Raw genomic sequence first — 23,256 nt, forward strand, 5'->3', positions numbered from 1 at the left:
GGAGAAAGTCGTCCCAGACGAAGGAGAAACCTCGTGCCGTCCATCGACGTCGTCGTAGCCCGCGAGATCCTCGACTCGCGAGGCAACCCCACCGTCGAGGTCGAGGTCGGCCTCGACGACGGCAGCACCGGCCGTGCTGCCGTACCGTCCGGCGCCTCGACCGGCGCCTTCGAGGCGCTCGAACTGCGCGACGGTGACGCCGCGCGCTACAACGGGAAGGGCGTCGAGAAGGCCGTCCTCGCCGTCATCGAGCAGATCGGCCCGGAGCTGGTCGGCTACGACGCCACCGAGCAGCGCCTGATCGACCAGGCGATGTTCGACCTGGACGCCACCGCCGACAAGTCGTCGCTGGGTGCCAACGCCATCCTCGGTGTCTCGCTCGCCGTCGCACACGCCGCTTCCGAGGCGTCCGACCTGCCGCTGTTCCGCTACCTCGGCGGCCCGAACGCGCACCAGCTGCCGGTGCCGATGATGAACATCCTCAACGGCGGCTCGCATGCGGACTCGAACGTCGACATCCAGGAGTTCATGATCGCGCCGATCGGCGCGGAGTCGTTCTCCGAGGCGCTGCGCTGGGGCGCCGAGGTGTACCACGCGCTCAAGGGCGTGCTCAAGGACCGCGGCCTGGCCACCGGGCTGGGTGACGAGGGCGGCTTCGCGCCCAACCTGGGCTCGAACCGCGAGGCCCTCGATCTGATCATCGAGGCCATCCAGAAGGCCGGTTACAACGCGGGCCAGGACATCGCGCTGGCACTGGACGTGGCCGCCTCCGAGTTCTACGAGGAAGGTGTCTACGCGTTCGAGGGCCAGAAGCGCTCGGCCGCCGAGATGACCGAGTACTACGAGCAGCTCGTCGCCGACTACCCGCTGGTCTCCATCGAGGACCCGCTGTTCGAGGACGACTGGGCGGGCTGGAAGACCATCACCGACAAGCTCGGCGACAAGGTGCAGCTGGTGGGCGACGACCTGTTCGTCACCAACCCCGAGCGGCTGGCCCGCGGTATCGAGGAGGGCGCGGCCAACGCGCTGCTCGTCAAGGTCAACCAGATCGGTTCCCTGACCGAGACGCTGGACGCGGTCGAGCTGGCGCAGCGGAACGGCTTCAAGTGCATGATGTCGCACCGCTCGGGCGAGACCGAGGACGTGACGATCGCCGACCTGGCCGTCGCGGTCAACTGCGGTCAGATCAAGTCGGGTGCCCCGGCACGTTCGGAGCGCGTCGCGAAGTACAACCAGCTGCTGCGTATCGAGGAGATCCTGGACGACGCGGCCGTCTACGCCGGCCGTTCGGCGTTCCCGCGCTACAAGCGCTGAGTATCGGAACGCCGAGTATCGGACGCTGAGCAGTCGGCCGACCCACGGTGCCGTACCACCTCGTGGTCGAGGGGGTACGGCACCACGGGTAGCACCCGCAGGGGAGAGGTATGGGAGCGGACCGGGACCGTTTCTCCACCGCGACGCGCCTGCGCGCCCTCGGCGCCCAGGCCGCCGAGCGGGTCTACCGCGCACAGGGGCGGAAAGTACGCACCCCGCGCAAGGGGCGGCTCACCGGCCGGGCCGCGCTGTTGGCGCTCGTACTGTGCTCCCTCGTCGTGGCGCTCGCGTATCCGACCCGGCAGTACGTCACCCAGCGCACCGAGATCGCCGACCAGCGGCGGCAGGCCGAGCAGGCGCGGGCCGAGGTGAAGCGGCTGCGCGAGCAGCGGGCCCGCTGGCGTGATCCCGCGTACGTGGAGCGGCAGGCACGCGCGCATCTGCACTTCGTACGGCCCGGCGAGACCGGTTACACCATGCGGGACGGCACGGCCGAGGTACGCCGCCCCCGCGAGCACGGGCCCGCCGACCGGGCCTGGTACCAGAACATGTGGGACGGTGTGGACAGCGCTGACCAGGCCGGCCAGGCCGAGTGAACTGCCCCGGGCCACACCCTCCCTCGACGAGACGAAGCGACGAGCACCCTCACCCATGGACACCCCACCGCCCCGGACCGAGCCGACTCCGCCCACCGACGCGGACATCGCGGCCTTCAAGGAGCAGCTCGGCCGCCCGCCGCGCGGGCTGCGCGCCATCGCCCACCGCTGCCCCTGCTCACTGCCCGACGTGGTCGAGACCGCGCCCCGGCTGGAGGACGGTACGCCGTTCCCCACCACGTACTACCTGACGTGCCCACGCGCCGCCTCCGCCATCGGGACGCTGGAGGCGGACGGTGTGATGAAGGAGATGACGGCGCGGCTCCGCGAGGACGTGGAGCTGGCCGACGCCTACCGCGCTGCGCACGAGGACTATCTGGCACGCCGCGACGCCATCGAGGAGCTGGTCGGCTTCCCCAGCGCGGGCGGGATGCCCGACCGGGTGAAGTGCCTGCATGTACTGGTGGCGCACTCGCTGGTCGCGGGCCCCGGCGTCAATCCGCTGGGCGACGAGGCGCTGGCGATGCTGCCCGAGTGGTGGCGCAAGGGCCCGTGTGTGACGGTGCCGGAGGAGAGCGAGGACGGTCGGGCATGACGATGAGCCGCGTGGCCGCGATCGACTGCGGCACCAACTCAATCCGCCTGCTGGTGGCGGACCTCGACCCGCAGACGGGCGCGCTGACGGACCTGGACCGCCGGATGGAGATCGTCCGGCTGGGGCAGGGCGTGGACCGCACCGGGCGGCTGGCGCCCGAGGCGCTGGAGCGGACGTTCGCGGCATGCCGCCGGTACGCCGATGTCATCGCCGAGTTCGGCGTACCGCCCGAGCGGACCCGGTTCGTCGCCACCTCCGCTTCCCGGGATGCGGAGAACCGGGACGAGTTCGTCCGCGGCGTGCTGGACATCCTCGGCGTCGAGCCGGAGGTGATCACCGGCGGCCAGGAGGCGGACTTCTCGTTCACGGGAGCCACCAAGGAGCTGGCTGAGGGCACGTTCGCACCGCCTTATCTGGTGGTGGACATCGGCGGCGGCTCAACGGAGTTCGTGCTGGGTGCCGAGCGCGTCGAGGCGGCCCGCAGTGTGGACATCGGCTGCGTCCGGCTGATGGAGCGTCACTTCACGGTGGACGGCGTGCTCACCGAGACCCCGGCCCGGGCGCAGGTCGAGGCGGTCCGCGCCGATGTGGACGCTGCGCTGGACGAGGTGGCCCGCACCGTGCCGCTGGAGCGGGCCCGCACCCTGGTCGGCCTGGCGGGCACCGTCACCACCTTGGGCGGTATCGCCCTGGACCTGGACGCCTACGACTCGTCCCGCATCCACCACACCCGCATCCCGCTGCCGGGGGTCCGCGAGCTCACCGACCGGCTGCTGACCGCAACGCACGACGAGCGCGCCGCCATCCCGGTCATGCACCCGGGCCGCGTCGACGTCATCAACGCGGGTGCCCTCGTGCTGCTGACGATCATGGAGCGGATCGGCGCCGAGGAGGTCGTGGTCAGCGAACACGACATCTTGGACGGCATCGCGTTCCACGCGGCGAGCGAGTCGCCTTCGTAGGTGCCAGGGCCCGGCTACTCCGTCCGCTGCTCCCTCTCCCGGATCAGGTCGCGGTACTCGCGGGCGGCAGCCCGCAACGCCGACTCCGGGTCGACGCCCTCCCGCTCGGCCTCCGCGGCCAGGGCCAGCAGGGCGTAGCCCACCCCTCTGCCGGCGCCCTCCGGCGCTGCGAGGCCCGCCGTGCGGGCGCGGCCCGCGAGCTTGGCGGCGAGCGAGAGTGCGGGCTGGCCCAGCGGAATGCCCTCGGTCACCGAGACCCGCTCATTCTTCTCCAGGGCCTTACGGCGCCGCCAGTGCGTCTCGACCTCGGCCGCGGTCTCGGCGACGTCGTCGCCGAACACATGCGGGTGGCGGTGCACCAGCTTCTCCACCAGGGTTGCGGCCACATCGTCGATGCCGAACGGCTCGTCGGGGTCGTCCTGGGCGATACGGGCGTGGAAGACGACCTGGAGCAGTACATCGCCGAGCTCCTCGCGCAGCTCTGCGCGGTCGCCGCGCTCGATGGCGTCGATGAGTTCGTAGACCTCCTCGACGCCGTACTTGAGCAGGTCCTTGTGGGTGCGCAGGGCGCTCCACGGGCACTCGCGGCGGATCCGGTCCATGACCTGTACGGCGTCCAGCAGCCGGGCGCCCGGCAGGTCGTAGGAGCCGGGCAGCAGCTCCAGTTCGGGCATGGCCAGGCGGCCGGAGCCCGCCAGCCGGGCCAGCCCTTCGGTGAGCGCGGGCTCGCCCTCGGCGGTGGCCAGCACCACGACCGAGCGGCCACCGCCTTGTGCGCACTCCTCCACCAGGGCCCGCGCGTCCAGCTCGACGCCTTCCTCGGCCTTGATGCCGGCGTCGCGTACATACGGCAGTTGCGGGTGGGCCGGGTCCGCGCACAGCACGCGGTCGGCGGTGCGCAGCGCCTCCCAGGCGGGCCAGGACAGCAGTCCGGGCGCCACCCGGTGGGTGGTGGTCAGCAGGACGACACGGCCGGTCTCGGGGATCTCGTTCACCCTACGAACGTACTGCGTTTTGCCGGGGACTTTCTCCGACAGGGGCTACAGCTGCTGGGCCTGGGCCCGGTCCGCCGCCTCGCCGGTCAGATCGCGCAGCCATGGGGTCTTCGCCCCGGTGAGCGTGGAGCGGCCCGTGTCCCACCTGCCGTACCGCGGGTTCACATTGATCTTCATGCTCTTGGAGACCTTGGCCAGCTCCGTGGTGAGCTGCTGGTTCCCCTGCGGGGACGTCGGGTCGATGCCCTTGGCCTTGGCGATCTTCTCGACGAGGAGCTGCATACGGATGCGGTCGTCGATGTCGCGGGGCGCGACGCTCTGCTGCCGCAGCAGCATCGACTCCAGCTGCTTGCTGCCGCCCGCCTGCGTTTCGAGCTGCCCGCGGATGCGCTGGACCTCGCGGCGGCTGACGCCCACCCCCGCTTCGTCGGCCGCCTGTTCGACGATGCGCTCGCGGATCATGCCGTCCAGCGTGGACCGGGTCAGCTTGCCGCTCTGCTTGATCATCTGCTCGCCCTGGGGCGCCTCGCGCTGCGCGTCCCGCACAGCCCCGACCCGGGACTGGAGCTGCGCCATGCTGATCCGGTCGCCCTTCACCAGCGCTGCCGCGCCGGGGTGCGCGTCGTCACCGCACGCGGTGAGCAGCGGTGCCGCGGCGACGAGCGCCGCGACGGCGGAAAGGGTGAGCGCGGACCTGCGGTGACGGCTTTCCATGGGGCCTCCCGGCGGCGGCTACGGTCACGCGTCCTCGCGCGACCCGGCGGTGATCGATGGTAGGGAGTCGAACGGGTCCATGACCACCGGTTCGACATCAAATCGACCAACGATTCGGAAGCGGTTGGGTAGCTCTCCTCCGCGCACTCGTCGGCCGGTCGACCCCGCACCGGGTGCGCACCCGGCGGCCCGGTGTCACCCCGACGGCGCTCTGCCTGTGGCAACGGGAGGGAAAGCGGGGAGGGACGCAGGGTGCGCGAAGTCACCGACCCACTGCTGAACCTGGTGCGGCGGCACCGGGAGCCCGTGGTCGCCCAGACGGCCCGGTCGACCATCGCCGCCGTGATCAGTTACGCCGTCGCCCTCGAGCTCAGCACCGAGCCCGCGCCGCTGACCGCGCCGCTGACCGCGCTGCTGGTCACCCAGGTGACCCTCTACACGACGCTGCGGACAGGCATGCGCCGCGTCAACTCCGTGGTCGCCGGCGTGCTGCTGGCCAGCGGCTTCAGCGCACTGGTAGGGCTGAGCTGGTGGAGCCTGGGGGTGGTCATCCTCATGGCGCTGATCGTCGGCCGCTTCGTGAAGGCCGGCGAGTTCGTCCCCGAGACGGCGATCAGCGCCATGCTGGTGCTGGGCGTGACCCAGAACCAGGTGGCACAGATGGCCTGGGACCGGATTCTGGAGACACTGATCGGCGCGATCGTCGGGCTGGGCTTCAACGTGCTGTTCGTCCCACCCGTATGGGTGCAGCCCGCCGGGGAGGCGGTCATCGACCTCGCGGGCCGGATGCGGCGGCTGCTGGTGGGCCTCGGCGAGGACGTGTGCGGCTTCACCCCGGTCAGCCAGGCCGCCGAACGGCTGCACCAGGCACGCCAGCTCGACCACGACATCGTGGAGGTCGACGTCGAGCTGCGGCGCGCCGAGGACAGCCTGCGGCTCAACCCGCGCGTCCGCGAGGGCCTGCTCTCCCGCGTCGTGATGCGCACCGGGCTGGACGCCCTGGAGATCTGCGCCGTCGTGCTGCGTACGACGGCCCGGACGGTGACCGACCTGGCCAAGAAGCGTCTGGACGAGCCGCTGTTCAGCGAGGAGATCGCCACCAGCATGCGGGAGCTGTACATCCACATGTCCGCCGCGGTCGAGGCGTTCGCCGTGCTGATCACCACGCCGGTCAGCGCCAACGCGGAGGAGGCCGAGGACCGGCTCGTCCGGGAGCTGGAGGCCAGCCGCGCCAGCCGGGACACCGTCGCCTTCCAGCTCCTCGACAAGGTCCGCGAGCATCCCCGGCAGTGGCAGCTGCACGGCGCCCTGCTCGCCGAGGCCGACCGGCTCCTCGACGAGCTGGACGTGGAGAAGCGCTCCGAGCGCCTGTGGGAGGAGCTGGACCGCCAGTCCCGCGAGCAGCGCGAGAAGAACCCCGTCCTCCGCCGCATCCGCCAGCTCCGCAACCGGGAACGCGCCCGCCAACGCGAGCAGGAGGAGGAGCGCGAACTGGAGTGGGAGGAGGAACGCTGACTAGGCCCCCGGCACCGTGGCCAGGAACTCCCCCACCCACGCGAGGAGTTCGCGGCCCGAGACGGGCTTGGCGCCCATCTTGGTGGGCTTGGGACGGGGGACCAGCACCTGGCGGGTGGCCTGCTTGATGACGGAGCCCGGGTAGAGGCGCTTGAGGCGGAGCTCCTGGGACTCCCGCAGCTCGACGGGGCCGAAACGGATGTTGTTGCCCTGGAGGGTGATATCGGTGACCCCCGCGGAGCGGGCCAGCATCCGCAGTCCGGCGACCAGCAGCAGGTTCTCCACCGGCTCGGGCAGCGGTCCGTAGCGGTCGGTCAGTTCCTCCCGTACGGCGGCGATGTCCTCCTCCGTGTTGGCGGAGGCGATCGACCGGTACGCCTGGAGCCGCAGCCGCTCGCCCGGCGCGTAGTCGTGCGGGACGTGCGCGTCGACCGGCAGCTCGATCTTGACCTCCAGCGGCGCCTCCTCCACCGGGCCCGCCTCCCCGGCCTCCAGGGCCGCGCGGTAGTCGGCGACCGCCTCGCCGACCATCCGTACGTACAGGTCGAAGCCGACCCCGGCGATGTGTCCGGACTGCTCGCCGCCGAGCAGATTGCCCGCGCCGCGGATCTCCAGGTCCTTCATCGCCACATACATACCGGCGCCCATCTCGGTGTGCTGGGCGATGGTGGCCAGCCGCTCGTGCGCGGTCTCCGTCAGCGGCTTCTCCGGCGGGTAGAGGAAGTAGGCGTAACCGCGGTCGCGGCCCCGCCCGACCCGGCCGCGCAGCTGGTGGAGCTGGCTGAGCCCGAAGGTGTCGCCGCGCTCGACGACAAGGGTGTTGGCGTTGGAGATGTCGATGCCGTTCTCCACGATCGTCGTGGAGACGAGCACGTCGAACTTCTTCTCCCAGAAGTCGACCACCACCTGCTCCAGCGCCTGCTCGCTCATCTGCCCGTGCGCGGTGGCGATCCGGGCCTCCGGCACGATCTGCCGCAGCCGCGCCGCGGCGCGGTCGATGGACTCGACCCGGTTGTGGATGTAGAAGACCTGCCCCTCGCGCAGCAGCTCACGGCGGATCGCCGCGCCGATCTGCTTCTCCTCGAACGGGCCGACGAAGGTGAGCACCGGGTGCCGCTCCTCCGGCGGCGTGGTGATGGTGGACATCTCGCGGATGCCGGTGACGGCCATCTCCAGCGTCCGGGGAATCGGCGTCGCGGACATCGTCAGTACGTCCACGTTGGCGCGCAGCTTCTTCAGCTGTTCCTTGTGCTCGACGCCGAACCGCTGCTCCTCGTCGACGATGACCAGGCCCAGCTCCTTGAACTTCGTCTCCGAGGAGAAGAGCCGGTGGGTGCCGATGACGATGTCGACGGTGCCTTCCCGCAGCCCGTCCAGCGTGGCCCGCGCCTCGGTGTCCGACTGGAACCGGGACAGCGCCCGGACGTTGACGGGGAACTGGCCGTACCGCTCGGTGAACGTGGAGAAGTGCTGCTGCACCAGCAGCGTCGTCGGCACCAGGACGGCCACCTGCTTGCCGTCCTGCACCGCCTTGAACGCGGCCCGCACGGCGATCTCCGTCTTGCCGTAGCCGACATCCCCGCAGATCAGCCGGTCCATCGGAACCGACTTCTCCATGTCCTCCTTGACCTCGCCGATGGTGGTGAGCTGGTCCGGCGTCTCCACGTACGGGAACGCGTCCTCCAGCTCCCGCTGCCATGGGCTGTCCGCGCCGAACGCGTGCCCCGGCGCGGCCATCCGCGCGCTGTAGAGCTTGATCAGGTCGGCGGCGATCTCCTTGACCGCCTTCTTGGCCCGCGCCTTGGTCTTCGTCCAGTCGGCGCCGCCCAGCCGGTGCAGGGTGGGCTGCTCGCCCCCCACGTACTTGGTGATCTGCTCCAGCTGGTCCGTGGGCACGAACAGCCGGTCGCCGGGCTGGCCGCGCTTGGCGGGCGCGTACTCCACCAGCAGATACTCACGGGTGGCGCCCTGCACCGTGCGCTGCACCATCTCGATGTAGCGGCCCACGCCGTGCTGCTCGTGCACGATGTAGTCGCCCGGCTGGAGCGTGAGCGGGTCGATCTGCTTACGGCGGCGCGCCGGCATCCGGGTGCCGTCCTTGCCCGCCGCCTTCTGGCCCGACAGATCGGTCTCCGTCAGCACCGCCAGCTTGAGGCCGGGGGCGACGAAACCGTTGTCGAGGGAGCCGCACGCCACGTGCACCAGTGAGGGGTCCAGCGCCAGCTCGGGCCCTTCCCCCAGGCTTCGTCCGGGAGGTGCCCCCAGCCGCGCGGGCACGCCCTCCCCGCCGAGCACCTCGACGGTGCGGGCTGCGGGACCGTGCGCCTCGGTGACGTACACGCACCGCCAGCCCTCGGCCAGCCAGCCCTTGGTGTCGGCGAGCGCGCGGGCCGTGTCACCGCGGTACGACTCGGGGGCGTGCAGGCCGAGCTGGAGGGTGTCCCCGTCGCCCTCGGCCTCCGCGTCCGCGGCGAACTGGCTGACGGACCACCACATCATGCCGAGCTCGCGGGCGTGCTCCCGGACCTCGGCGATCCCGCGCAGCGAGGCCGCGCCCACATCGATGGGGGCCTTGGCGCCATCCCCGTCACCCGCGCCGGCCGTCGCCGCCCAGGACGCCTGGAGGAACTCCTGGCTGGTCGCCACCAGGTCGGCGGCGCGGGTACGCACCCGCTCCGGGTCGCACACCACGGTCATGCTGCCCGCCGGCAGTACGTCCAGCAGCAGCTCCATCTCGTCCACCAGCACCGGCGCCAGGGACTCCATACCCTCCACCGCGATCCCCTCGGCGATCTTGCCGAGCAGTTCGTGCAGCTCCGGGTGGACCTCGGCCAGCTCCGCCGCGCGCCGCCGGACGTCGTCCGTCAGCAGCAGCTCGCGGCACGGCGGCGCCCACAGGCCGTGCTCCGCGATTTCGAGAGAGCGCTGGTCGGCGACCTTGAAGTAGCGGATCTCCTCCACCTCGTCGCCCCAGAACTCCACCCGGAGCGGGTGCTCCTCGGTGGGCGGGAAGACATCCAGGATGCCGCCGCGTACCGCGAAGTCGCCGCGCTTCTCCACCAGCTCCACGCGCGCGTACGCGGCAGCCGACAGCGCGTCGACCGTCTCCTCCAGATCGGCGCTCTGCCCCTGCTTGAGCGATACGGGCACCAGTTCGCCCAGCCCTTTGACCTGCGGCTGGAGCACCGATCGGATCGGCGCTACGACGACCGAGACCGGGCCGGTCGCCGGGTCCGACGGGTCCGGGTGCGCCAGCCTGCGCAGTACGGCGAGGCGGCGGCCGACCGTGTCGGACCGCGGGCTGAGCCGCTCGTGCGGCAGCGTCTCCCACGACGGGTACTCGACGATGCCCTCCTCCGGGAGGAGCGAGCGCAGTGCAGCCCCCAGGTCCTCCGCCTCCCGGCCGGTCGCCGTCACCGCCAGCACCGGCCGTCCGGCCGAGCGGGCCAGCGCCGCGACGGCGAAGGGGCGGGCCGCCGCCGGGCCGACGATGTCGACGTGGTGCCGATTGCCGTCGGCGGCGGCCTTGACGGCCTCCTCCAGCGCGGGGTCCTTGGTGACGGCGTCGAGCAGACCGTGCAGGCTCATGAGGGCTTCGCTTTCGGCTTTCCGTCCGGGGGCGCACGGTTTGTTGCGCGAGGCGCGGGTGCGGGCTCCGTCGTGCTGGGCGCGCACGACGAGAGCCCGGCTCGCAAGCAAACCGGGTTCCTCCCAGGGTACGCCGCACCGGTGACACCCCCGCCCGGCCGCGGGGCGGCCCCCGGCCGGACGGGCCCCTCAGTCCGTCGCGGAGGCCGCCTGCTGGGCGGGGAGGGCGGTGTCATCCGGGGTGCGGCCGGTGAGGGCCGCGAGGGAGGAGCGGACATGCGCCATGTGCTGCCGCAACTCCTCGGACCGTTCGGCGTGCTCCCTCAGCACTCGTTCGGTCTCCCGCTCGATGCCCTCGGCCCGCACCCTTGCCTCCGCCAGGATCTCCGCGCCACGCGCCTCCGCGTCCTCCTGCCGGTGCCGCGCCGCCTCCTCGGCCTCCGCGTGCTCCCGCTTGGCGTCCGCGAGGGCGCGCTGGCCGCGCTCCTCCAGCTCGGCGGCGTACGCCTGGAAGTCGGCCTCCTGCTTGGCCAGCTCCCGGTCGGTGGCGTCCGCCTGGGCTGCCTGTTCCTTCTCCTGTTCGGTGAGGAGCGCCGCGCACCTGCGGGACATCTCCTTCAGCGCATCGGACGCCTCCTGGCTGATCTTCTCGGCCTGCGTCCGCGCCTGGGCGCGCAGCTCGTCGGCGCGGTCCTGGGCGGCGTCGAGGGTCCTGGCGGCGGCGGCCTCGGCGTCTGCGCGGCGGCGGGCGGCCGCCTCGCGGGCGGCGTCGCGTACGTCGCGGGCCTCTTCCTCGGCCCGCTCGGTCAGCTGTTGCGCCTCCGTCTCGGCCGCTGTCCGTACCTCGGCGGCCTCGGACTCGGCGGTGGCCAGCAGCCCTTGGGCACGCGGGCCGAGCGCTTCGTAGGTCTGCGGGGGCAGCGCGGCGGCGACACCGCGCAGCCGTTCCGCTTCCTCGGCCAGCTCCTGGGTGTGCTGCGTGAGCTGTGCGGTGCGGTGCCAGGCGGCCTCGCGTTCCGCGTTCAGTTCGGCCACGCGGACGTCGACCTGTTCGGGCCGGTATCCGCGGCCCCGGACGACCGTGAAGCCGTGCGGCGACGACGCACTCATATCGAGCCCCTTATCTCGGCTATCCCGTCACTCTCTGCGATCTCGTCGATCCCCACGATCACGTACGAGACCGGCCCGCCCCAGGATGCGCTATTTCACAGGGGTTGCCGTAATCGGCACATCCTGCCGCAACTGATGAAAAAGAGAACGTGACCCGGATGGCTCCCAAGCGACCACGCTTCCGGCGCCCGGCACGCTGAGCCCGGGGTTCGCCACGGGAACGGTCGTCGTACCCCCGTCGCCCTCCGTCAGCCGTCTGATCTTCCAGCCCATTCGTGTGAGTGACAGCGCTGAGCTCCCCTTGTCGACGGTGACCGCGTCCAGGGCCGAACCGAGGAACGGATAGAACCGGAACGGGTTCCCCACAGTTGCCGGTCCTGACCCCTCGCTCACGAGTGCACTCAGCAGCCGGCGCTGCCGTTCGACCCGTCCGAGGTCCCCCTTCGGATCGCTGTGGCGCGCCCGGACGAACGCCAGCGCCTGCTCGCCGTCGAGCCGCTGGCAGCCGGCGGGCAGATCGGCGCCGGACTTGCTGTCCCGCAGTGGCTTCCCGAGGCAGATCCGTACGCCGTCGAGGGCGTCGACGACGCGGGTGAAGCCGAGGAAGTCGATCTCCGCGTAGTGGTCGAGACGCAGCCCGGTGGCCTGCTCGACGGTGCGGGTGAGCAGTCGGGGGCCGCCGCGTGCATAGGCCGAGTTGATCTTCCCGCGGCCGTGCCCCGGAACGGTGACGTACGAGTCGCGCGGGATGCTCACCAGATACGGGCCCGCCTTGCCGTAGTGCAGCACCATCACCGTGTCGGTGTTGCGCCTGCCGCCCCCGCCGACGTGCAGCTCCTCGCGCTGCCGCGGGCTGAGGTCGGCGCGGGTGTCGGTGCCGATGATCAGCCAGTTGGTGCCCTTGCCCGGAGAGGGCCGGCCCGGGTAGCCGGGGAACGCGTCCGTGTGCCGCACCCGGCTCTCCGCCCAGCCGTAGGTGACGGAGAGCCCGACTGCGCAGGCCAGCAGCAACACCAGGAGCACGAGCAGTGCGACCCGGGGCCACTTGCGCCGCCCTCGCGGGCCACCGGCGCGGTAGAGGGTGCTGCTCTCCCCGTACATGGACCGAGCGTCCCGCACAGTGCGCCCGTCGGCACGCCGGAACGGTCCGTCCGCCGGAGTCCTCCGACCGCTAGAACAAGCCGTCCCACATCTGTTCGAGGAGCACCGACCACCAGTTCTCGGGCGAGGCCAGAGCGGCGGCGTCCAGCGCGGCGAGCTGGGTCTGGAAGTCGACAGTCCAGCGGCCGGCCTGATCGGGGGTCAGCCCGAACCGCAGCCGCCACATCCGCCCCAGCATGGCCATGCACCGCACGAACTCCGGCAGCCCGGTGTTCACGAACTGCGGCGGTGCGGGCTGCCCACCGGGCCCCGCCTCCAGCGGTACGGCGACGATGTTCGCCGTGCCGTACTGAACGCACAGCTGCCGCCCGAAGTCCGTCCCCATCACCAGATAGGACCCCGCGTCCGAAGCGGGCTGCACGCCGCGCTCCTGGGCGAGCTCGGCCAGCGTCGGCACCGGGCGGCCGGGCTGGGCCTGGCCCCAGAAGAACGGACCTATGTCGATGGGGACGCCCGCCCAGACCAGCGTCTGCGCCACGATGTCCGGCACTCCCGCGCGGGAGACGGCCCGCTGGTCGAAGCGGAAGACGCCTTGCGGGCCGAACGCCTGCATGAGTTCCTGCCCGATGGCGTCGGGCGGGATCGGCGGGGCCGGCGGGATCTGGCCCGGCGGCGGCAGCGGCACCCGGTTGGGCGCGGGCCGCGCGGGCCCGTCGGCGACCTGGTGCAGCTCGCCCTGATGCTCGATCAGATGCCGCATGCCCTGCTGCCGGGAGGTGTGATCGGTGCCGTACGAGGCGGTGTGGCTGACCCGTACCTGCGGCCAGTTCTCGCGGATCATGCGCGCGCAGTAGCCGCCGGGCAGGTCGCACGATTCCAGCTCGGTGTGGAGCTCGACGACCTGCTGCGGGGGCACGTTCATGGCCCGCAGCTCGTGCAGCAGCTGCCACTCCGGGTGCGGGGTGCCCGGCGCCGAGCGGCGGATCAGCTGCTGCTCGGAGCCGTCGGGCGCGCGGTAGCGGAGCACGGCCATATATCCGGGGCCGACCGTGGGCTGCCCGGGCTGCGGCTGCGGAGCGCCGGGCTGCGGCGCGCCCATGCCGGGCCCCATGGCGGGAGCGGGAGCGCCGGGCGGCGGCATGCCGGGGGCGCCGGGCGGTGGCGTACCGGGGGCTCCGGGTGCACCGGGGGGTACGGGCGCGATGGGGCCACCGGGGCCGGGGCCGGCGAGCATCGTCGCCGCCTGGTGCACGCTGCCGCCGCCCGTGCCGCCGGGCGGCGGGGTGGCGGAGTCGCCGGGGGTGGGGGTGTCGACCTTCGGCTGCTGCCCGCTCTGCTTGATCTGTTCGGCGAGCTCGTCGGACGAGACCATCTGCGTCGGCACATAGCCACCGCCGCCCGGGGCGCTCGGAGCACCGGGCGCGGCGGGCGCTCCCGGCGCGGAGGGCGGCGGCGGGGTGCCGTGGCCGCCGGCGCCGGAGCGGGAGCCGGGGGCGCCCGGTGTGCCAGGGGCGCCCGGGGCACCGGGCGGCGGCGGTACGGAGGGGCCCGTGCCGCGGGACGCCGGCCGCGCGGGGGCGGCGCCGCGCGGGGCACGGCTGGTCGCGGCGTCCGAGATGTCATCGGCGCCGGGAGCGCCGGGGGCGCCCGGCATCTGGAGGCCACCCTGGGAGGGGTCGGCCAGCATGGTGGCGGCGTGGTGCACTCCGCCACCACGGGAATCGTCACCGCCTGAACCGGTTACGCCGCCCGGAGCACCACCCTGGGACGGCTGCCCCGGAGCCTGCGGGGGCTGCTGGGGCGGGATCTGCGGCGGCTGGGCCTGGTCCGGCGCCTTGGACAGCGACTGCCCGAAGTCGGCGTCCGGACCGGCGTCGATCGCAGGTGCCACAGTCGTTCTGGGCAGCGCGCTGCCCTCCGGTAGCAGTGCCGTACGCGCCTCCGAACCGGGCGGCGGCGGGGTGTCGTCCTCGTCGGTGCCCATCAGCGGCGGCGCGAACACGGTCGCCGGCGGGGCCTGCGCCTCACCGCTTCCGGCACCCCCGGTGTCGGCGCCGTCCCAGGGGCTGGCTCCGGCGGCGTTCCCACCGAGCGAGTCCTCGCCGGAGACGGCGGGAGCGGCAGGGGCGACGGGCTGCGGCGTGTCCGGCATACCGGGCGCGGCGGACGTACCCGCGCCGTCGGACGCACCCGGCCCGGCCGGGCCGTCCGTGCGCCGGTCCGGGATGCCCATCTTGTCGGCCGCCTGCTGGAGCCACTCGGGCGGCGTCAGCAGAAACGAGGTCGCTTCCAGGTCGAGCCGCTGCTGAGGCGGCGGGGGCGTCGCGGCCGGTTCCTCGCCGTACTCCTCCTCGTAGCGGCGGATGACCTCGCCCACCGGCAGCGCGGGCCACAGCGTCGTCTCCCCGCTGTCGCGGGCGATGACCAGCCGGACGTTGCCGCCGTCCGAGGCCGGTCCGCTCTCGCGGTCCTCGGCCCAGGCCACGAAGCCCAGGTCGAACTCGCGGACACGCACCTCACGGTGCTGGTATGCGGGTACGTCACCGTTGACCCAGCGCTCGGCGCGCTCCTGGGCCTGCGCCAAGGTCACCATCGCGCTCTCACCTCTCCAACGGGACGGCGCGGGCGAAGCCGCCGTCCACCATCAGGTTCGCCACGGTCTCCAGCTCCGGCGGGTTCCCGGCCAGCCGCAGCAGGAACTCGTCGAAGTCCGCGCCGCACGGCCGCAGCAGCCGCTCCACCCGCTCCTGGACCTGCAGGCCGTCGGAGTCCCGGGCATCGTCGTACGCACAGAACCACACCGAGCCGAGCGCGTCGCCCTTCACCTTCACGGCGACCAGCCCGCCCTGTACGAAGCCGACCCCGAGGTAGTCCTTGGTGAGGTGGTCGCGCAGACACTTGTTGATGTAGACGAGGTCGTTGACCGCCGCGTCGTCGCGGACGGTGAAGAACGGCTGGTCCACCAGCAGGCCCAGCTCCGCGTCGAGCGCGACACCCTGCGGGGCACAGCCGCCGGCGACCTTGAGGAAGGTCCGGTAGGCACCGGGCAGCCGGTAGCCCAGCCGCTCCTCGATGTCCACGATCTGCCGCTCGCTCACCGCCGACTCGGGGCCGTGCGGGACGGCGAAGTGCGCGGGCCGGGTCTCCTGGAGCGGACGCGTACCGGTCTTCTCGTGATCCACGGCCGCCGTCGTCAGCCCGCCGTGGTGCCGCAGCAGCGCCTTGACCTCGACGGGGACGAGTTCCATCCGGCGGCTGTGCGGTACGTGGTGCCACGTCCAGCCGTGCGGGGTCGCCACGGGCGGCAGGTCCGCCCACAGCTCGTGCCCCTCGGCATGCAGCGCGGCGTTGGCCGACACATAGTCCGTCAGGCGCAGCTCGTCACCGCCGAAGCCCTCCGGGGGCTCCGCGATCTCCGCAGCCGCACGGGCGTACGCGGAGAAGTCCGGGAACCCGCTGTGGTCGACGCGCACCCCCTGGGGGTAGCGCGCCGCCCTGACGGGATCCGGGAAATTCACGACCTGCCCGGCGTACGCCCGGTTCGGTGGTGCGGCGGCATTCTCCCGGCCCTGGGGGCCGGGAGGTGCCCCCACCCCAAGCCGACCTGTCGTCATGGCGTTGGCTCCCTGCTGCTTCTGGCTGGTACCGAACAGCCTATGCGGTACGGCAGCAGGCAGACACCGCCCCTGGTGGTCGGCCCGTGATCAGCCCGTGATCAGCCTTCCCCGGCGCTCTCCAGCTTCGCCAACTGCTTGTCCACCAGCTGCTTCGGCGACTCGGGCCCCTTGCCCGTCAGCGAGGTCGACATGAAGGTCATGGTGTTGGCACCGGAACGGACAACCGTCACCTGAATCCCAGAAGGCTTGTCCTCGGCACTAGTCATGGCGAACCGTACCGAATCGTCCCCCAGTCCCGGCGAGGGCTGCGGCTCGACCAGCACCTTCTCCTGCTTCCCGCTGCCGTCCGGCGTATCGACGATCTCCGGGCACTTGTCCGTCGCCGTCTTCAGGTTCCCCAGGAACGTCTCGGCATCGCCCGGCTTGTAGGCGGAGAGCAGGATCTGGTGGATCGTGCTCTGGGTGCTGAACTGCCCCTTGCCGCCCTTGACCAGGCTGGCAGCCACCCATGCGGTGCGCTTCTGCTCGGAGTCCTTGCTGAAGAGGTCGATCAGCGGACGGCACTCCTCGCCGGTCTGCGGGGGGTCTTCGTCGAGCGCCGACTTGCTCTCCTGCGCCCGATAGCCCGGCGCCTCCTTGGAGTTGAGGAGCGCGGAGCGCAACTGCTCCTCGCTGAGCGGCTTCGCGGAGCCCTTGTCGGGCTTGCCGGTCTCGTCGTTCTTACCGCCGCCCGTGCCGTTGTCCTCGCCGCCCTTGCCGCCGTCTGCTTCACCCCCCTTGCCACTGTCTTCGCTGCCGCCCTCATCGCTGCCGCCGCTGTTCTTGCCGCTGCTCTTGGCTCCCCCGCCGTCGTCTCCACCGCTGTCGCAGGCGGCGAGCGGCAGCAGCAGCGCGGGCAGTACGGCGGCAGCCGCGAACGTACGGCGCAGCGCGCGGAAACGCGCACGCCTCGTCGTGCGGGTCATGGCCACACCTCTCAGTTGGGACTGGCCATCATCCGTTGCCCCCCGGGGGGCGACAAGGCACCCTTCACCGCACCATCACCGTCGCCACAATTCCATGACATCACCGGCGGAATGATCGACTCGTACGCCACACTGCATACTTGGGCGAGCCCCGGCGCAGAGGGGACACTTCGGGAGGAAGCTCCATTGCACACGGCACCACAGGCGCATACGCCGCGGCAGCAAGAAGCGCCGCAGTCGCAGCACGGCTCGTACGCCACCTCGTACAGCAGCGGCGACCCGCGCGTCGGCTGGATAGCCGCCGTCGACTCCCTCAGCGCCACCGCACCGGTACTGCTCCAGCGCCGCGACGGCATTCTGCCAGCCGTCGCCGCCGCGCTGTCCATCCGGGGCGAGACCCTCACCTGCACCGGCAGCAAGGGCGAACGTCCGCCCGCCCACCACCCCTTGGTGCAGGACTTCCTGGACACCCTCACCACGGAGCGCCGCTCCCGCCAGACGGGCCGCTGCCCCGAGGCCGTACTGCTGTCGCGCTATCTGACCGCCACCGAGGCCGCCCGCGCGGACAAGCGCAGCGGGCGCGCCAAGAGCGGCCGGGGTGCGGCAGGCAGGGGGTCGCGTTCCGCGAAGGCACCCAAGCCACTCACGCTCAACGAGGCCAAGCGCGCCCTCAAACACGCCAAGCTCACCGCGCGCCGTATCCGCGAGGACGGCGACCCGCTGCACGGCAGCTACGCGCCACCGTGCCGCTCCTGCGGAGCCCTGCTGGCCCACTTCGGGGTGCGGGCCGTCGACCCGGCACGGGAGAGCGCGCAGTGACCACCCGTTTCCCCGTCGCCGTCGACGACCCGCTGCGCAACGCCGGGTGGAAGCCCGGCCGCTGGGACATCCGGCAGGCCGAGCAGTGGGCCGACACCCTGCGCGGCCACATCTCGGCCGGCGGCCACCGGCACGCGGTCTTCCCCGCCGCCGTCGAGGTGTGGGCCGAATTCGGCACCCTGCACATCACGCCCACGGGCCCCGGCCGCCACCTCGCACCCTCCGCCGTGTACATCGACCCGCTCCCCGGGCTGTACTCGGCACGCACGTTCTCCGACCTGGGCCGCGCGCTCGGCACCCAGGTCTGCCCGATCGGCACCGAGGGCGAGGACGAGGCGCTGCTGGCCATCGACGCCGAGCGCCGCGTCTACAGCATCGATGCGACCGGCGACTGGTATTTGGGCACCGACTTCGACTCCGCGCTCTCGGCGCTGCTGATGGGCCTGGTCCCGGCCAGACTGAGCACCAGCCCGCCGCCGCCCGTTCCCCACCAGGAGAGCACCGGGCCCGAGGGACTCACGGACGCGCATACGGGATGACCGAGGGTGCTCACGAAGGCGTATCAGGCTGCGTATCAGGCTTACGGGCGCGCGTACGGGATGATCGCCGAGACGCGGAAGCCGCCCGCGTCCGTCGGCCCAGAGACGAAGCCGCCACCCAGCGCCGTCACCCGCTCCCGCATTCCGACCAGGCCGTTGCCGCCGCTGGGCAGGCCCGCGTCGGCCGCGCCGTCGGCAGCCGGGTCGTTCTCGACCTGGAGCGCGACCTCTGCCGCGCGGTGCGCGACCCGCACCCGGGTGGCCGCGCCCGCCGCGTGCTTGTGCACGTTGGTCAGCGCCTCCTGCACCACCCGGTAGGCGGTCTGCTGTACGGGCGGCGGGCAGGCGCCGTCGGGGCTCCCCTCGACGCTGAGCTCCACGGTCATTCCCGCGGCCCGCGACTGTCCGACCAGCACGTCGAGCTGCGCGAGCGAGGGTGCGCCGGAGGACGCCGCACCGTGGTCGGTGCGGAGCGCACCGTCCTGCGCTCCCTTGTGCGCTCCCTCTTTCCGGGCGTCCGCAGCACCTGCGCTCACCCGCCCGGCTGCCGCCGCGGCGAACTCGGCCAGCCGCGAGGACGCCTCGGCAGTACCGTCACCGGACTGCCGGAGAGCGGGAGCGTCCGGGGTGCCGGAAGCCCCGGAAGCCCCGGAAGCTCCGGAGGCACGGGAGGCTCCGGATGCGACGGAACCGGCGTAGGCAGTGGAAGCGCCGGAGGAGGCGGGGGCATCGGCCGGGGAGGCACCGTCGAGACCGGCCCGCTCCCCGTTCTCCGCCTTCTTCTCCGCCATCTCCGTCTTCTTCTCCCCCTTCTCCTTCTCCGGTTCGCCGGAGCGCAGTACGCCCAGCATGGTGCGCAGTTCGTTGAGGGCCTGGCGGCCCATGTCGCCCACCAGTGCGGCGTTCCTGGCTGCCTTCTCCGGGTCCTTGAGCGCAACCGCCTGGAGCGCCGCCGCGTGCACCACCATCAGGCTCACCCGGTGTGCGACCACATCGTGCATCTCCCGCGCGATACGGGTGCGCTCCTCGTTGCGCGCCCACTCGGCGCGCTCCTCCGCCCGGTCGGCCAGCAGCGACAGCTCGCGCTCCAGGCCGTCGGCACGCTCCCGCAGCGACTCCACGAGCCGCCGCCGCGCCCCCACGTACAGGCCGGCCAGCACGGGCGGGGCCGTCACACCGATCGACATGAGGACCGAGACGAGGGGGACGAACCAGGCCGAGGGGTTGAAGTCGGGGTCCTGTCCGATGCTCTGCTCGAGCCGGTAAGTGGTGATCACCAGCATCCCGATGGCGGCCATGGAGGCCAGCAGGCCGGTGATCCGCCGCGGCACCTCGGTCGCGGCGAGCGTGTAGAGGCCGACGACACTGAGGAAGGTGCCCATTTCGGCCGGTATGACGGCGATGGCGACCAGGACGACGGCTATCGGCCAGCGGCGGCGCAGCACCAGGGTCGCCCCCGCGACAGCACCCAGCAGCACCGCGAGCACACCGGGGATCCCCGTTTCCTGGGCGAAGCCCTGCCCCTGGATGGCACACTCCGCGGCGGAGCCCGCGCCCAGGGCGATATCGAGCACCGCACTCCGTGGTCTCTCCCACCACCACGGCCCGCCCCGCGTACGGTTTTCCCCCGTCTCGGTCATACCGACCACCCTACGACCGCAGGCCGCCACCTTGTCCGGCCGATCCCCGGAACATCCCATTCCGCTCGTTCGTCCGTGACCGGACGGTTTCACTGGGCAACATGGCGGGCGGTCCGACCGGACAACACCCCTGTCTGCTCGCCATTACCGTCGCGTGCGGGCCTGATCGTGCGGCATAGTATGGGGTGCCGATCAGCCGGAACGGCGCGTCGGACATACAGTTGATCCCGGGTCGACTAAGGGCAAGTCAGCGGTTTTTGGTGCCGTCGATGGGGGTTCGAATCCCTCCCCGGGAGCCCTGTTTTCCCTTCACGGGTGATCTCCCCTTCCCCGCACCGCTGCCACGCGTACCCGTCGACGCCGCCGCGCGCCGACCCACCGGTATCCTGCGGGACAGCACCCACCCCCGAAGCCGAAGGGCACATCCGTGAGCGTCACTCGCCCGGCAGCCGTCGTCGTTCTCGCAGCGGGTGAGGGCACCCGCATGAAGTCGGCGACCCCCAAGGTCCTGCACGAGATCTGCGGCCGTTCGCTGCTCGGCCATGTGGTGAGCGCCGCCCAGGCGCTGGACCCCGAGCAGCTGGTCGTGGTCGTCGGGCATGCGAGGGAGAAGGTCACCGCGCATCTGGCGCAGCTGGACGCCGGTATCCGAACCGCCGTGCAGCACGAGCAGAACGGCACCGGGCACGCGGTCCGGATGGCCCTGGAAGAGCTGGGCGGGGACGGCCCCGCCGGGACCGTACTGGTGACCTGCGGCGACACCCCGCTGCTGACCGGTGAGACGCTGCAGCAGCTGGCGGACACCCATGACGCGGACGGCAACGCCGTGACCGTACTGACGGCCGAGGTCCCGGATGCGACCGGTTACGGCCGCATCGTGCGGGAGAGCGGCGGCGGCCCGGTCACCGCGATCGTGGAGCACAAGGACGCGAGCGAGGAGCAGCGCGCCATCCGGGAGATCAACTCGGGAGTGTTCGCGTTCGACGGCCGGCTGCTGGCACAGGCGCTGGGCAAGGTCCGTACGGACAACAGCCAGGGCGAGGAGTACCTCACGGACGTACTCGGCATCCTGCGGGAAGCCGGTCACCGGGTGGGCGCAGCGGTCGCGGGCGACCACCGGGAGATCGCGGGCATCAACAACCGTGTCCAGCTGGCCGAGGCGCGCCGGATGCTGAACGGCCGGCTGGTGGAGGACGCCATGCTGGCGGGGGTCACGGTCATCGACCCGGCCACCACCTGGCTGGATGTGAGCGTGACCTACGAGCCGGACGCCATGGTCCACCCGGGCACCCAGCTGCTCGGCAGCACACATCTGGGCGCGGACAGCGAGGTGGGCCCGAACACCCGGCTGACGGACACCCGGGTGGGCACGGGCGCGACGGTCAGCAACACCGTCGCGCAGGGTGCGGAGATCGGCGAGGACGCCTCCGTCGGTCCGTACACCTATCTGCGTCCGGGCACCCGGCTGGGCCGCAAGGTGAAGGCCGGCAGCTATGTGGAGATGAAGAACGCCGAGATCGGCGAGGGCACGAAGGTGCCGCACCTCTCCTACGTGGGTGACGCGGTGATCGGCGAGCACAGCAACATCGGCGCCGCGAGCGTCTTCGTGAACTACGACGGTGAGAACAAGCACACCACGACCGTCGGCTCGCACTGCCGGATGGGCGCGGACAACATGTACGTGGCTCCTGTCACGGTCGGGGACGGCGCCTACAGCGCCGCCGGGTCCGTGATCACCAAGGATGTGCCGCCCGGCTCGCTGGCCGTGGCGCGCGGCCAGCAGCGCAACATCGAGGGCTGGGTGGCCCGCAAGCGCCCGGGCAGCGCATCGGCGCAGGCCGCCCAGGAGGCCCAGGAGCGGCATGCGGCAGACGGCCAGGAGGCGCAGAAGAACTCTGCGGCAGGTGCCCAGGGGGCGGCAGGAGCGCACTCCGGAACAGCTTCCGACGGGGCCGAAACCGCCCGTTCCGCCAGGGCCGCGTCCGGGCACGTTCCCGCCGAAGAGGGTTAAGACCGGGTATCCGGTTGTAAGACGCTGGGCGTACGGTTATGAGGAGCCTGATTGGCCATGCGGCCGAAAACCGACGCCGCCCCCGTTGACCGATGCGGCCCCGCAAACCGACGCCGCCCCCCGCTGAGCCGCCGTGCGGCGCACCACACAGGGAGACAACAGCAGTGACCGGGATCAAGACGACCGGCGAGAAGAAGCTCATGCTCTTCTCCGGCCGCGCCCACCCCGAACTCGCCGAAGAGGTCGCCAAGCAGCTCGGTATCGGCGTGGTCCCGACCAAGGCTTTCGACTTCGCGAACGGTGAGATCTACGTCCGCTTCCAGGAGTCCGCGCGCGGCGCCGACTGCTTCTTGATGCAGAGCCACACGGCCCCCATCAACAAGTGGATCATGGAGCAGCTCATCATGATCGACGCCCTGAAGCGGGCGTCGGCGCGGAGCATCACCGTGATCGTCCCGTTCTACGGCTACGCCCGGCAGGACAAGAAGCACCGCGGGCGCGAGCCGATCTCGGCGCGGCTGATGGCGGACATGTTCCAGTGCGCCGGTGCGGACCGCATCCTCACCGTGGACCTGCACACCGACCAGATCCAGGGCTTCTTCGACGGCCCGGTCGACCACCTGTTCGCGCTGCCGCTGCTGGCGGACTACGTGGCGGCCAAGACCGACCGCGACAAGCTCACCGTCGTCTCGCCCGATGCGGGCCGGGTCCGGGTGGCCGACCGCTGGGCCGACCGGCTCGGCGCCCCGCTGGCCATCGTCCACAAGCGCCGCGACCCGGATGTGGCGAACCAGGTGACCGTGCACGAGGTCGTCGGCGATGTGAAGGGCCGGGTCTGCGTCCTGGTCGACGACATGATCGACACCGGCGGCACCATCTGCGCGGCGGCTGACGCGCTGTTCGCGAACGGCGCCGAGGACGTCATCGTCACCGCGACGCACGGCGTGCTCTCCGGCCCGGCCGCCGACCGGCTGAAGAACTCCAAGGTCAGCGAGTTCGTCTTCACCAACACGCTGCCCACCCCGGGCGAACTGGAGCTCGACAAGATCACGGTGCTGTCGATGGCACCCACGATCGCTCGCGCGGTGCGCGAGGTGTTCGAGGACGGCTCGGTGACCAGCCTCTTCGACGAGCAGGCGTAGCTCACGGGCGCGCCCAGCAGCTGATCGATTGAT

General features: G+C 71.8%; 18 protein-coding genes and 1 tRNA gene. 10 read left to right on the forward strand and 9 right to left on the reverse strand.

The annotated features are described in order from the left end of the window. The first annotated feature begins 33 nt into the window (after window positions 1-33). The 4 genes from eno to ACTWP9_RS22250 all read left to right on the forward strand — a co-directional run bounded on the left by eno (window position 34) and on the right by ACTWP9_RS22250 (window position 3,467). Complete coding sequence (gene eno, locus ACTWP9_RS22235; RefSeq protein WP_443247983.1) at window positions 34-1,314, forward strand: phosphopyruvate hydratase; 1,281 nt, start codon at window positions 34-36, stop codon at window positions 1,312-1,314. Between the two features lie 110 nt (window positions 1,315-1,424). Next, window positions 1,425-1,910 carry an FtsB family cell division protein gene (locus ACTWP9_RS22240; protein WP_443247984.1) on the forward strand — a complete coding sequence of 162 codons (486 nt, stop codon included), beginning with the start codon at window positions 1,425-1,427 and terminating at the stop codon, window positions 1,908-1,910. 55 nt (window positions 1,911-1,965) lie between these two features. Then, window positions 1,966-2,505, forward strand: coding sequence for a DUF501 domain-containing protein (locus tag ACTWP9_RS22245; RefSeq protein ID WP_443247985.1), 540 nt, complete (start codon window positions 1,966-1,968; stop codon window positions 2,503-2,505). A gap of 2 nt (window positions 2,506-2,507) precedes the next feature. Further along, complete coding sequence (locus tag ACTWP9_RS22250) at window positions 2,508-3,467, forward strand: Ppx/GppA phosphatase family protein (RefSeq protein ID WP_443248092.1); 960 nt, start codon at window positions 2,508-2,510, stop codon at window positions 3,465-3,467. Window positions 3,468-3,481: 14 nt separating this feature from the next. Here ACTWP9_RS22250 and ACTWP9_RS22255 read toward each other — a convergent pair whose 3' ends face one another. Together ACTWP9_RS22255 and ACTWP9_RS22260 are read right to left on the reverse strand one after the other, a co-directional pair. Further along, window positions 3,482-4,462 (reverse strand): nucleoside triphosphate pyrophosphohydrolase, encoded by a 981-nt coding sequence (locus ACTWP9_RS22255; protein WP_443247986.1) that lies wholly within the window; start codon window positions 4,460-4,462, stop codon window positions 3,482-3,484. Window positions 4,463-4,507: 45 nt separating this feature from the next. Next, on the reverse strand, window positions 4,508-5,176 hold the full coding sequence (locus tag ACTWP9_RS22260) for a SurA N-terminal domain-containing protein (RefSeq protein WP_443247987.1): 669 nt from the start codon (window positions 5,174-5,176) through the stop codon (window positions 4,508-4,510). 252 nt (window positions 5,177-5,428) lie between these two features. Here ACTWP9_RS22260 and ACTWP9_RS22265 point away from each other — a divergent pair, with 252 nt between their 5' ends. Then, window positions 5,429-6,691 carry an FUSC family protein gene (locus ACTWP9_RS22265; protein WP_443247988.1) on the forward strand — a complete coding sequence of 421 codons (1,263 nt, stop codon included), beginning with the start codon at window positions 5,429-5,431 and terminating at the stop codon, window positions 6,689-6,691. Here ACTWP9_RS22265 and mfd read toward each other — a convergent pair whose 3' ends face one another. The 6 genes from mfd to ACTWP9_RS22295 form a co-directional block, all read right to left on the reverse strand. Then, entirely contained in the window at window positions 6,692-10,279 is a 3,588-nt protein-coding gene (gene mfd, locus ACTWP9_RS22270; protein WP_443247989.1) for a transcription-repair coupling factor, read from the reverse strand. A gap of 189 nt (window positions 10,280-10,468) precedes the next feature. Next, window positions 10,469-11,389, reverse strand: a complete 921-nt coding sequence (locus tag ACTWP9_RS22275) for a cellulose-binding protein (RefSeq protein WP_443247990.1) — start codon at window positions 11,387-11,389, stop codon at window positions 10,469-10,471. Window positions 11,390-11,479: 90 nt separating this feature from the next. Continuing rightward, window positions 11,480-12,490, reverse strand: a complete 1,011-nt coding sequence (locus ACTWP9_RS22280; RefSeq protein WP_443247991.1) for an LCP family protein — start codon at window positions 12,488-12,490, stop codon at window positions 11,480-11,482. A 70-nt stretch (window positions 12,491-12,560) separates the two neighbouring features. After that, window positions 12,561-15,083: an SUKH-4 family immunity protein gene (locus ACTWP9_RS22285; RefSeq protein WP_443247992.1), complete on the reverse strand. Its 2,523-nt coding sequence runs from the start codon at window positions 15,081-15,083 to the stop codon at window positions 12,561-12,563. Window positions 15,084-15,090: 7 nt separating this feature from the next. Continuing rightward, a complete protein-coding gene (locus tag ACTWP9_RS22290) occupies window positions 15,091-16,104 on the reverse strand; it encodes an SMI1/KNR4 family protein (protein ID WP_443247993.1) in 1,014 nt (337 codons plus the stop codon). A 101-nt stretch (window positions 16,105-16,205) separates the two neighbouring features. Next, a complete protein-coding gene (locus tag ACTWP9_RS22295; protein ID WP_443247994.1) occupies window positions 16,206-17,072 on the reverse strand; it encodes a hypothetical protein in 867 nt (288 codons plus the stop codon). Window positions 17,073-17,258: 186 nt separating this feature from the next. Here ACTWP9_RS22295 and ACTWP9_RS22300 point away from each other — a divergent pair, with 186 nt between their 5' ends. Both ACTWP9_RS22300 and ACTWP9_RS22305 read left to right on the forward strand, forming a co-directional pair. Continuing rightward, on the forward strand, window positions 17,259-17,891 hold the full coding sequence (locus ACTWP9_RS22300; protein WP_443247995.1) for a YwqJ-related putative deaminase: 633 nt from the start codon (window positions 17,259-17,261) through the stop codon (window positions 17,889-17,891). Continuing rightward, window positions 17,888-18,430: an SUKH-3 domain-containing protein gene (locus ACTWP9_RS22305; protein WP_443247996.1), complete on the forward strand. Its 543-nt coding sequence runs from the start codon at window positions 17,888-17,890 to the stop codon at window positions 18,428-18,430. Before ACTWP9_RS22300 ends, ACTWP9_RS22305 begins: the two co-directional genes overlap by 4 nt. Before the next feature lie 41 nt (window positions 18,431-18,471). Here the strand turns inward: ACTWP9_RS22305 and ACTWP9_RS22310 are convergent, their stop codons facing one another. Beyond that, a complete protein-coding gene (locus ACTWP9_RS22310) occupies window positions 18,472-20,070 on the reverse strand; it encodes a sensor histidine kinase (protein WP_443247997.1) in 1,599 nt (532 codons plus the stop codon). A 225-nt stretch (window positions 20,071-20,295) separates the two neighbouring features. Here ACTWP9_RS22310 and ACTWP9_RS22315 point away from each other — a divergent pair. From ACTWP9_RS22315 to ACTWP9_RS22325, 3 genes are all read left to right on the forward strand, one after another. After that, window positions 20,296-20,366, forward strand: a tRNA-Gln gene (locus tag ACTWP9_RS22315). A gap of 131 nt (window positions 20,367-20,497) precedes the next feature. Continuing rightward, window positions 20,498-22,081 carry a bifunctional UDP-N-acetylglucosamine diphosphorylase/glucosamine-1-phosphate N-acetyltransferase GlmU gene (glmU, locus tag ACTWP9_RS22320; RefSeq protein ID WP_443247998.1) on the forward strand — a complete coding sequence of 528 codons (1,584 nt, stop codon included), beginning with the start codon at window positions 20,498-20,500 and terminating at the stop codon, window positions 22,079-22,081. Window positions 22,082-22,245: 164 nt separating this feature from the next. Beyond that, window positions 22,246-23,223, forward strand: coding sequence for a ribose-phosphate diphosphokinase (locus ACTWP9_RS22325; protein ID WP_355450850.1), 978 nt, complete (start codon window positions 22,246-22,248; stop codon window positions 23,221-23,223). The last annotated feature ends 33 nt before the right edge of the window (window positions 23,224-23,256 follow it).

It is taken from the genome of Streptomyces sp. 3N207 (assembly GCF_052246355.1).
Classification (GTDB): Bacteria; Actinomycetota; Actinomycetes; order Streptomycetales; family Streptomycetaceae; genus Streptomyces.

Excerpts from the sequence above, each read along its gene's own strand:
- ACTWP9_RS22290 (WP_443247993.1), bottom strand. The coding sequence starts at position 16,104 with ATGACGACAGGTCGGCTTGGGGTGGGGGCACCTCCCGGCCCCCAGGGC.
- ACTWP9_RS22250 (WP_443248092.1), top strand. The coding sequence starts at position 2,508 with ATGAGCCGCGTGGCCGCGATCGACTGCGGCACCAACTCAATCCGCCTG.
- ACTWP9_RS22260 (WP_443247987.1), bottom strand. The coding sequence starts at position 5,176 with ATGGAAAGCCGTCACCGCAGGTCCGCGCTCACCCTTTCCGCCGTCGCG.
- ACTWP9_RS22240 (WP_443247984.1), top strand. The coding sequence starts at position 1,425 with ATGGGAGCGGACCGGGACCGTTTCTCCACCGCGACGCGCCTGCGCGCC.
- ACTWP9_RS22275 (WP_443247990.1), bottom strand. The coding sequence starts at position 11,389 with ATGAGTGCGTCGTCGCCGCACGGCTTCACGGTCGTCCGGGGCCGCGGA.
- ACTWP9_RS22245 (WP_443247985.1), top strand. The coding sequence starts at position 1,966 with ATGGACACCCCACCGCCCCGGACCGAGCCGACTCCGCCCACCGACGCG.
- ACTWP9_RS22295 (WP_443247994.1), bottom strand. The coding sequence starts at position 17,072 with ATGACCCGCACGACGAGGCGTGCGCGTTTCCGCGCGCTGCGCCGTACG.
- ACTWP9_RS22280 (WP_443247991.1), bottom strand. The coding sequence starts at position 12,490 with ATGTACGGGGAGAGCAGCACCCTCTACCGCGCCGGTGGCCCGCGAGGG.
- ACTWP9_RS22310 (WP_443247997.1), bottom strand. The coding sequence starts at position 20,070 with ATGACCGAGACGGGGGAAAACCGTACGCGGGGCGGGCCGTGGTGGTGG.
- mfd (WP_443247989.1), bottom strand. The coding sequence starts at position 10,279 with ATGAGCCTGCACGGTCTGCTCGACGCCGTCACCAAGGACCCCGCGCTG.
- ACTWP9_RS22285 (WP_443247992.1), bottom strand. The coding sequence starts at position 15,083 with ATGGTGACCTTGGCGCAGGCCCAGGAGCGCGCCGAGCGCTGGGTCAAC.